At 35.3% G+C, this 9,650-nt stretch carries 12 protein-coding genes; 5 read left to right on the top strand and 7 right to left on the bottom strand.

What is annotated here, in order from left to right; genetic code table 11:
- Positions 1-76 precede the first annotated feature (76 nt).
- Complete coding sequence (locus tag FHL06_RS11490; RefSeq protein WP_238334029.1) at positions 77-886, bottom strand: amidohydrolase family protein; 810 nt, start codon at positions 884-886, stop codon at positions 77-79.
- A gap of 184 nt (positions 887-1,070) precedes the next feature.
- Here FHL06_RS11490 and FHL06_RS11495 point away from each other — a divergent pair, with 184 nt between their 5' ends.
- Positions 1,071-2,261: a hypothetical protein gene (locus tag FHL06_RS11495; RefSeq protein WP_153386702.1), complete on the top strand. Its 1,191-nt coding sequence runs from the start codon at positions 1,071-1,073 to the stop codon at positions 2,259-2,261.
- Positions 2,262-2,308: 47 nt separating this feature from the next.
- Here FHL06_RS11495 and murC read toward each other — a convergent pair whose 3' ends face one another.
- The 3 genes from murC to FHL06_RS11510 are packed head-to-tail and all read right to left on the bottom strand — an operon-like array spanning position 2,309 to position 4,630.
- Complete coding sequence (gene murC / locus FHL06_RS11500; protein ID WP_153386704.1) at positions 2,309-3,640, bottom strand: UDP-N-acetylmuramate--L-alanine ligase; 1,332 nt, start codon at positions 3,638-3,640, stop codon at positions 2,309-2,311.
- Between the two features lie 8 nt (positions 3,641-3,648).
- Positions 3,649-4,281 carry a YtpR family tRNA-binding protein gene (ytpR, locus tag FHL06_RS11505; protein ID WP_153386706.1) on the bottom strand — a complete coding sequence of 211 codons (633 nt, stop codon included), beginning with the start codon at positions 4,279-4,281 and terminating at the stop codon, positions 3,649-3,651.
- 22 nt (positions 4,282-4,303) lie between these two features.
- Positions 4,304-4,630, bottom strand: a complete 327-nt coding sequence (locus FHL06_RS11510; protein ID WP_153386708.1) for a thioredoxin family protein — start codon at positions 4,628-4,630, stop codon at positions 4,304-4,306.
- A 127-nt stretch (positions 4,631-4,757) separates the two neighbouring features.
- Between FHL06_RS11510 and FHL06_RS11515 the strand changes: the two genes are divergently transcribed.
- Positions 4,758-5,072: a hypothetical protein gene (locus FHL06_RS11515; protein ID WP_153386710.1), complete on the top strand. Its 315-nt coding sequence runs from the start codon at positions 4,758-4,760 to the stop codon at positions 5,070-5,072.
- Between the two features lie 14 nt (positions 5,073-5,086).
- Here the strand turns inward: FHL06_RS11515 and trmB are convergent, their stop codons facing one another.
- From trmB to FHL06_RS11530, 3 genes are read right to left on the bottom strand one after another with little or no spacing between them, the layout of a single operon-like run.
- Positions 5,087-5,734 carry a tRNA (guanosine(46)-N7)-methyltransferase TrmB gene (trmB, locus tag FHL06_RS11520; RefSeq protein ID WP_153386712.1) on the bottom strand — a complete coding sequence of 216 codons (648 nt, stop codon included), beginning with the start codon at positions 5,732-5,734 and terminating at the stop codon, positions 5,087-5,089.
- An 18-nt stretch (positions 5,735-5,752) separates the two neighbouring features.
- The gene (locus tag FHL06_RS11525) at positions 5,753-6,970 is read right to left on the bottom strand and encodes an ABC transporter permease (protein WP_153386714.1); all 1,218 of its coding nucleotides are present in this window, start codon (positions 6,968-6,970) and stop codon (positions 5,753-5,755) included.
- Positions 6,970-7,704 carry an ABC transporter ATP-binding protein gene (locus tag FHL06_RS11530; protein WP_153386716.1) on the bottom strand — a complete coding sequence of 245 codons (735 nt, stop codon included), beginning with the start codon at positions 7,702-7,704 and terminating at the stop codon, positions 6,970-6,972. The genes FHL06_RS11525 and FHL06_RS11530 overlap by 1 nt, the downstream gene beginning before the upstream one ends.
- Before the next feature lie 88 nt (positions 7,705-7,792).
- Here FHL06_RS11530 and FHL06_RS11535 point away from each other — a divergent pair, with 88 nt between their 5' ends.
- The 3 genes from FHL06_RS11535 to FHL06_RS11545 all read left to right on the top strand — a co-directional run bounded on the left by FHL06_RS11535 (position 7,793) and on the right by FHL06_RS11545 (position 9,522).
- The gene (locus tag FHL06_RS11535; protein ID WP_153386718.1) at positions 7,793-8,221 is read left to right on the top strand and encodes an HIT family protein; all 429 of its coding nucleotides are present in this window, start codon (positions 7,793-7,795) and stop codon (positions 8,219-8,221) included.
- A 1-nt stretch (position 8,222) separates the two neighbouring features.
- Complete coding sequence (locus tag FHL06_RS11540; RefSeq protein ID WP_153386720.1) at positions 8,223-8,522, top strand: hypothetical protein; 300 nt, start codon at positions 8,223-8,225, stop codon at positions 8,520-8,522.
- Between the two features lie 100 nt (positions 8,523-8,622).
- Entirely contained in the window at positions 8,623-9,522 is a 900-nt protein-coding gene (locus tag FHL06_RS11545; RefSeq protein WP_153386722.1) for a peptidylprolyl isomerase PrsA, read from the top strand.
- Positions 9,523-9,650: the final 128 nt, after the last annotated feature.

Raw genomic sequence — 9,650 nt, forward strand, 5'->3', positions numbered from 1 at the left:
TTGCATCAAGACGAAAAACCTCTTTCATTGTTTGTGGAGAACTCCAATGATACCTGATTTTTTCGTCTTGGTGTTTTTATTTTGGAATTTTATTGAAAGTGGCTAACTTGATTATAAAATTCGCCATCAATTCAATATCATCGTCACTGATCAAACAACCATGTTCAATCGAATCGACGCCAGCAAGAATTGCATTGTGAATACCAACAGTTCCTTCAGCATGAGCAGCAATTGTCATGTGTTTTGTGTGAGCTTCTTCAACGGCCGTTTTAAGTTCTTCCATGGAAAACTCGACATCATCAATTTGGTCAGTTGAGGACATCACGCCACCAGTTGCCATAACCTTGATATTTTTAGCGCCTAATTTAAACTCGCGACGAACAGCATGACGCATTTCATCAGGTGAATCAACTAGATTGCCCCAAGTCGTCTCGCCATCTATGCCTTCAGTAAAATCAGCATGTCCACCGGTAATACACATTGGACGACCTGATGGTACGATTTCAGTTCCACCTAATTGGCCTTCTTCTTGTAGCTTATGTAATTTGATATCAACATCAAAGGCGCAACCACAGTCTCTAACATAAGTCACTCCGGCTTTAAGAGCTTCTTTTAAATTATTTAGAGCAGTAAAAGTAACTTCAGCTTCTGACAAATATTCCAATTTATTAGTAATGGCATTCATCATCAAGTGAACGTGAGTATTGATCAAGCCAGGCATGACGAATTTTCCTGCTAAATCGACCACCTTTTCAGTATCTGGAGCATTTTTAAAACCTAATTTTTCAATTTCACCAGTCTCATCATCGATGATGAACCAAGCATCAGGTTGAGTCTCTGCTTTCTCACCATCGAATAGACCAAAATTTTTATAGAGAGTTTTCATAATAAACAGCCTCCAAAATTTAATTTGGTTTGAGTTTAGGTTGTATTTAATTTATTGTCAAAAAGTAATAATTATTTTATTCATATTTATACTTTTCGTCTATTTAACAGTTTATTAATTGCTTTAAAAATTAAATCAGCATAAATTCTGCATTAAGAATTTAATATTTTAGGAGGTAGTAATTATGGTATATTTACTTTCTTTTACTATCGTGATGGCTTTTCTCCTGATTGGCGAATGGGTTTCAACTGCAACTAGAGCTTTTGTTCCATCGATTTTTATCACTGCAGTTCTTTTCGCCATCGGTTTTTGGACAGTTTTACCTAAGAACATCGTTCCCCAAGCTTCATACAATTCTCAATTCGTAGGCATTGCCATGTCGCTACTCTTGGTTCAAATGGGGACCTTGATGGATTTAAAAGAACTATTGAATCAGTGGCGTGCCGTCTGTATCGCCTTACTAGGCGTTGCTGGAACTTTACTCTTTACTTTAGTTGTCGGTTCCTTCTTCTTTGATTGGAAGACCGTTGTTGCAGCCGTTCCTCCACTAACTGGTGGTATCGTTGCAGCTTTACTAATGACAAATGGACTAAAAGCAGCCGGTATTACTTCTTTAGTAGCCTTGCCAGTTTCAATGTTCATTATGCACTCAATGATCGGTTATCCTTTGACTTCAGTTTTGCTCCGTAAAGAAGGCAAACGATTAACGACAAAGTATCAAAAAGAAAAAGACGATCCTAATTCAGAAGTAGCCATGATGGTGAAAAAACATCATCAATCTGAAAAGAATCAAAGGACAATCTTCAAATTACCGAATGAATTTCAAACGCCCGTCTTTATCATCACTCGAGTTGCTTTGATTGCTCTTTTAGGTAACTGGGTCGGAGCCTTATTGCACGGTGCAATCAATGCTAATGTTATCTGTTTGATCTTTGGTGTTATCGCTCACCAACTTGGCTTTATTGAAGATAACGCACTAGACAAAGCTAAAGTCTTCAATTGGTTGATGTATGGATTGCTTGCTTATATCTTTTCACAATTGAGTCTGACAACCCCTCAAATCATTGGGAAAATTATTATTCAAATCGTAGTTTTGATACTGCTTGGCATTCTAGGTATGTTCATCGCTTCATCACTTCTTGCTAAACCATTAGGATTGAGCCGTGAAATGGCCTTTGCTTGCTCCTTGACTGCTTTGTTTGGTTTCCCAGCCGACTTTATTCTGACAACCGAAGTTTGCCACACAGTCGCAAATGATGAAGATGAAGAGGCCTACTTAATTGAAAGCATTCTTCCTAAGATGCTTGTTGGTGGCTTTGCTACCGTATCTGTTGCTTCAGTCATCATTGCTTCAGTCTTCTTGAAATTACTTTAAAACAAAAAAGCCGCTGAAAATTCAGCGACTTTTTGTTTGTTTAAATTTTATTGTTGATTAGGATTTAAATTGCTTAATAATTGTTCATAAGCAGTTTCATATTTTTGAACATCCCCAGCACCCATGAAAATCATGACTGTGTTGTGGTAATCCAAAAGTGGTGACAAGTCATCAAGCGTTAGAACTTTTCCACCTTTATGAATCTTATCGCCTAAATCTTTACTTGTAATGTCTCCATGAGCTTCACGAATAGAGCCGAAGATATTAGTTAGATAAACTTCATCAGCTAAATCCAATGATTTAGCAAAGTCATCCATCAAGGCTAAAGTTCTGGTATAAGTATGTGGTTGGAAAACAGCAACAATCTTTTTATCAGGATATTTTTGTCTTGCAGCATCGATAGTAGCTTTAATTTCTTGTGGATGGTGAGCATAGTCGTCAATGATAACTTGGTCAGCAACTTTCTTCTCACTGAAACGTCTCTTAACACCACTGAATGTTTGTAATTCACGGTTAATCAAAGCGTGATCAAGGTGTTCCATGTGACCTACTCCAATTACAGCTAATGAATTCAAAACATTGTGTTCACCAAACAATGGAACTTGGAAGTTACCAATATTTTCACCATTGATTGAAACATCAAATGAAGAACCTTTGACAGTTCGTTTGATGTTAGTTGCACGAATATAATCTGATTCGTTCAAACCGTAAGTATAGATTGGAGCGTCAGCTTTAATTGATTTAGCATGTTTATCTTCACCCCAGATGAAGATACCCTTTTTAGTCTTTCTAGCTTCTGACTCAAAAGCATCGACTACATCATTGATGCCACCGAAGAAATAATCAGGGTGATCAAAATCAATATTAGTAATGATTAGGTAATCGGGAGAATAAGCTAAGAAGTGACGACGATATTCATCAGCTTCAAAGACGAAGAATTTGGCATCCTTATCCCCTTTACCAGTACCATCACCAATTAAGTATGATGTCTTAGCAATTCCACTCAATGTATGTGCCAAAAGGCCGGTTGTACTAGTCTTACCGTGTGATCCAGCAATACCAATAGAAGTATATTCAGAAACTAACTTACCAACTAATTCTGGATATGTAATCACTGGTAAATGCATATCATTAGCTTTTTTAATTTCTACTTGATCATCATCAAAGGCATTTCCTTTAACAACTGTCAAACCTTCATGGATATTTTTTTCATCAAACGAAAAAATTTTAATTCCGGCTTGTTCAAGTCCACGTTGTGTAAAAGTATATTTATCGATATCTGATCCTTGAACTTCATATCCTAAATCTTTCAAAATAAGTGCAAGAGCACTCATTCCTGTTCCTTTAATTCCAACAAAATGATAGACTGTCTTTTCCATATTAACTCCTAAGCGAACATTTTCTCTGCTTCTTTAAAATCAAATGCCTGTCCAGCTGTACCCTTATCAAGAACCAAGATACCACGCTTTTGAGGTGCATTGGGAATGCCTAATTCTCTTGCAGAACAAATCATTCCATAGCTATCTACGCCTCTTAAAGCACCAGGCCAAATCTCAGATCCAGTCGGCATCACCGCACCAGGCAATGCTACTACAACCAATTGTCCCTGATCAATATTAGGAGCACCACAAACAATTTGAACTGGCTTATCTAAACCAACGTCAGTTTGTGTGATGTGCAAATGATCAGAATCAGGATGATCCTTGATTTCGTCAACATGTCCAATCACGAACTTTGGACTCTTGTCAGATTCTAATTTATCAGAAAAACCTGCTTGAGCAAGTGCATTATTTAATATGTCTACTTGCTTGTCGTCAAGAAATACTTGACCGGAGTCATTTTGAATCCCTAGCTTTTCTCCTAGGTCAAAAAAATTGAAACCAATGGCTTCATTAGTTTCTTCATTAAAAATACGTACTACATTATCTTTTTGGGTCGTATCTTGAGTCGTTACATCTTCTGACGTTTCAACAATCAAGACATCCCCTAAAACATCTGGATTATAAAAGCTTAATAGCAAGTTTTTTCCCTCACTTGATTAATTATTTGTTAACTACACTGTTAATAAAGGTCTCAACTTCTTCTTTAGTTTTTCGATCTTTATTTACTAGTCTACCAATTTCTTGGCCATTTTCAATGATAACAAAGCTAGGAATACCCATAATTCCTAATTCTTGAGCAACTTCCATGTTATTATCACGATTAAAACTAATCCATTCAAAGTCAGAGTATTCTTTTTCTAGTTCTGGCAACTTAGGTTCAATAAATTTACAATCTGGGCACCAGTCGGCATGGAAAAATAGGATAAATTTCCCTTGTTTTGTAGCTTCGTGCCAATCTTTTACATTATAATCTTCAATATTCTTCATAAACATTTCACCTCTATCATTTAAGATACTTTTTATTTGTTAAACGGTCAATTAAGTGCTCTTGACTACGAGAATGATATATAATGGTGTTAATATAATATTAAATCGAAATCAAGGAGTGATTTTTATGAGTAAAAAAGGTATCGGTTCATTAATCGTTACTGGTACTGTACTTGCTGCAGGTGCAGCTGCTACGGTCTTAGTAAAACACCATCTAGATAGCGAAAAAATAATTGACAAAGTCAAGTCCGTTTTAGGCGAAGATAGTAAGGTCATCGGTTCTTGGGTCGAACCATTTTATCAAAGAGTTGACGTAAATGGTCGTTCAACTTGGGGAATCGTTGGTGGAGTTACTACCATGGACGAATTCGATGTCGCCCAATATCACTTCATTGCTGATGCTTTGACTGGTGAATTATTAAACATTAAAAAAGTACAGTAATCACAAATCAATAATTAGTTTTCAAAATGGGCTTTCAGGTAATTTATCCTGAAGCCTTTTTTTGAGAATTTTTCTTCATACTCAGTTTCAATATTAGTGGCATTTAAAGTCTCATCATTATGAAGATCTAAAGAAATGTCATCAAATTTCATCCCATAGTTATTTAAACTAACTAAGGAATATTCAAAAAGACCTTGATTGTCGGTCTTAAATTGTAAATAGCCATCGTCTTTTAAAATATATTGATACTGTTTCAAAAATGTCTTATAAGTCAGGCGACGCTTTTCGTGTCTGGTCTTTGGCCAAGGGTCAGAGAAATTCAGGTAAACGCCACTGACTTCATTTTCGGCGAATAATTCTGACAAATCAGCTCCGTTAGCTAATAATAATTGCAAGTTGGGTAATCTTAACTCAACTTGCTTTTTTAATACTAAAGCAATCGCACCCTCTTGGACGTCCATTGCAATATAGTTATTTTGAGGATTTTCTTGTGCTAGTTCAGTAATGAATTTTCCCTTACCTGAACCAACTTCAATAAATAGCGGTTGATTTTTTGCAAAACGATCCTGCCATTTCCCCTGCATATTTTCTGGCTGAACGGCAATCAAATCAAGATTCTCATTGATCATGTCCTTAGCCCAAGGCTTGTTTCTAAGTCGCATAAATATAAATACTCTCCATTAATCTAAATATTTTTTCAATTGTTTTGGCATATAGAAATAGTTGACGAAAATTAAAACAGCAAATCCTGCCACGATAATAATCAAACTATTTAGACTAAAACCAAATTTGTATAAAATTGCTAAGGCACTGATCACCCATTGAATCGACAGGATGACTGTACAAAGTTTCGTAAAATTAGCAATTTTAACTTTGCCGCTGATTGGATAAAGACGTTGCATCAAATTTTGCATGACTTCCTTAAAGTAAGGTTTCAATTGGAAACCAACTAAATAGATGAACAACATTTCCACAATCAGTGAAATATAGAAATTATCAATCAGAACTAACATAATAGCTTGAATAACCGTTAAACGCAAAAATAAACCTAAATATTCATTATTCCGAACAAATCCTCGAGCAAATAAATATAGATAAGTACTCTTATTTTGGAATTTGATAGGACTATATAAGGAATCTAACCACTTACGGCGTTTAATCTTGCTATTTACTCCGGGTACATCGGTAAAGAGATTGTAAAAACGTTTAATCCGAAACATTCGTTGATTTTCAGTTTCAATAGCTAATTTCCACTGTAACTGACCGCTTGTCTCTAAAGTTTTTACTTGAGCGTTCAAGAAGAAATAATAAACTAGCGCAACAATAATCATTATCCAGCTAAATAAATAAGTTGAAACGATTAAAGAAATTACTAACAATAAGTTTGAAGCTAAACGTAAACCCAAGCTGCCAAATTTAGCTCGACCATAAATCTCCATTAAATTAACATTCAAGAATCCAACTTTAAAGATTATCAAGCCAACTGCAATAACTACAATATCTAATATATGCAGTCCGGCCCCTCTTGAAGCAAAGGCTGATAACAAGAAATTGACCAGCATTAACTCAACCACTGGTAAAAAGACACTGTATTTTTTGGCTGATTTGAAATACTGATAAAATTCCTTTTCTTTGACTAACAAAAAAGTGCTATCAGGTTCTTCTAAAAGTGTCGCAATCCCACCAACTTGAACTGCCAAAAATAATAATAAAATAACGATTGGCTTGCCCAGTAAGAGTTGATGATGAATCGTTCCTAAAAGATTTGAATACCAAAATCCTAAGGCTCCTATCAAAACGATAAAAGCTAAAACAAAATTGTCATTAAAGATCAATCTGAGATATTTAAATTGATTAAGTTGATGTCTTCTTAATCTTTCATTCCAAAGTTTTGACATTAGAGATCCTCATTCGACATCTTGATATAAATATCATCAAGATTAGAATCTTGCTTCATATCGAATTTCGACTTCAATTGATCCAAAGTTCCGTCGGCTCTAACTTGGCCGTGATTGATCAAAACAAATTTATCCGCATGGTCTTGAACAGTAGCTAATACGTGAGTTGACATCAAAACTGAACAACCTGCTTGTTTCTTTGCTTCAACGATATTCAAAAGATCATTGACTGCTAGTGGATCGAGTCCGGTGAATGGTTCGTCAATAATAAACAAACTGGCATCGGTCATGAACGCACAAACAATCATTACTTTTTGCTTCATTCCTTTAGAGAAATTCTGTGGGAACCAATCCAACTTGTTATCCAAGCGAAATGTCTTTAACAATTCGTTCGCGTTTTCCCAAGTTTTATCATGATCCAAATCGTAAGCCATAATCGTTAAATCAATATGTTCTCTTAAAGTCAATTCAGGGTAAAGAATCGGCATCTCTGGAACATAAGCGATTTTCTTACGATATTTTTCGACATTATCGTGCAAGCTGATTCCGTCAATCAAAATCTGACCGCCACGAGGCGTCAAAAGACCGATAATATGCTTAATGGTCGTTGATTTACCAGCACCATTCAAGCCAATCAAGCCAACAACCTGGCCACTTTCTACTGTAAAGGTTTCTTTCTTTAAAACTGATACTTGACCGTACCCTCCGGTCAGTTCTTTTACTTCTAAAGTCATGGATTAAACCACCTATATCTGTTTTTAATAATGTTAATATGATAGCATTGTAGTAAATATAATGCTGTTTTTGAAAGGAGATTTTTACATGGATGATTGCATCTTTTGCAAAATTATTAACAATGAGATTCCTAGTACTACAATTTATGAGGACGACGACATTAAGGCCTTTTTCGATGTTTCTCAAGTAACGCCAGGTCATACTTTAGTAGTTCCTAAAAAACACGTCAAAGATATCTTCGCATATGATGAAGATTTAGCACAACGCGTCTTTAAGAAGATTCCTATGATTGCACGTGCTATCAAAGCATCCAATCCTAAAATTATCGGAATGAATATTTGCCAAAACAATGGCGAAGTCGCTTATCAAAGCGTCATGCACTCACATGTTCACTTAGTCCCTCGTTATTCTAAGGATGACGATTTTTCAATGCACTGGGGTGACAATACTGGTGTCGCAAGCGACGGTCAATTGAAACAACGTGCTGAAAATATTAAGCAACACTTGGAGGACTAAAATGAAATTCTTTGCTGGATTCATTGTTGGATCTATTTCTGGAGCTGCATTGCAACTATTTCAGTCAAAAGATTCTACACCTAAGGATAATGATACCAACATATTTCAGAATATAAAAGATTTTAAAAATATAATAGCTGATCTTCAAAAAAATTCAGCTGTTGTCCCTGAGGTCGTTTCAGGGATTCAAAAAGATATTTCTAATTATGCTTCAGACATTAAGCCTGATGTAGAGCAACTTCAAGAATCAATTCAAACAATGAAAAATAATCTTGATGACTTGAAGGAAAATTCGCACTAATTATGAATTTTTTGTGATTTTTTTATAAAATGACAAACTATTCAGTTTAATTTATGGTAGTCTTTTCAATTGTAGACAGATTAATTAAGGATGTGTAAAGATGAATAAACGTTTAACTAAATGGATCTTAGCTATTGCTGGTCTATTTATGGTAACAGTTGTTGCTGGTTGTTCTGGTAACAAGACTGTTGCTACTCTCAAGGGTGGAAGAATTACCCAAGAACAATACTACAAAGAAATGAAGAGTTCTTCATCCGGTAAGCAAACACTTCAAACCATGATTATTACTAAGGCTCTTGAAAATCAATATGGTGATGATGTTTCTAAGAAACAAGTTACTAAAGAATACAACAAGTACAAGAACCAATATGGTTCATCATTTAGTTCTATTCTTCAACAAAATGGTATGACAACAGCCCAATTTAAGAAGAATATTCGTACAAATCTTCTTACTAAAGTTGCTCTAAAGAAGAACAAGAAAGTTACAAACAAGGATCTTAAGAAAGAATGGAAGAGTTACCAACCTAAGATTCAAGTAGCTCAAATCCTTGTAAGTAAGAAAGCTACTGCTAAAGAAGTTATTACTAAACTTCAAAATGGTGAAGACTTCAGTAAGTTAGCTAAAGAATACTCAACAGATTCTGCCACAAAGAACAAAGGTGGTAAGATGGCTTCATTCGATAATGACAGTACTAGTGTTGATACAGACTTCAAGACAGCTGCTTACAAGCTTGACAAAGTCGGAGATTACTCATCTACACCAGTTAAAACAAGTTATGGCTACAGCGTAATCAAGCTTCTCAAGAAACCTGCTAAGGGTAAGATGAGCGATCACACTGCTGAACTTAAATCTAAGCTTTATGCTTCATGGTTACAAGATTCAACTACGATGCAAAAAGTTATTTCTAAAGTCTTGAAGAAGGCTGATGTTTCTATCAAGGACAGCGATTTGAAAGATGTTCTTTCAGGATATGTTTCATCATCTTCATCAAGTAAATAATTGGCTCTTTGTCAAATCGTATTGATGAATGATTTTTGAGCTTATTAAGTACCCTCATTGAGGGTACTTTTTTTATGCGCAAATCAATCTTATTCTCTTAATAAAATGGTCAAGATTTCTAAATCCAT

The organism is Companilactobacillus halodurans (genome assembly GCF_009600985.1).
GTDB lineage: Bacteria > Bacillota > Bacilli > Lactobacillales > Lactobacillaceae > Companilactobacillus > Companilactobacillus halodurans.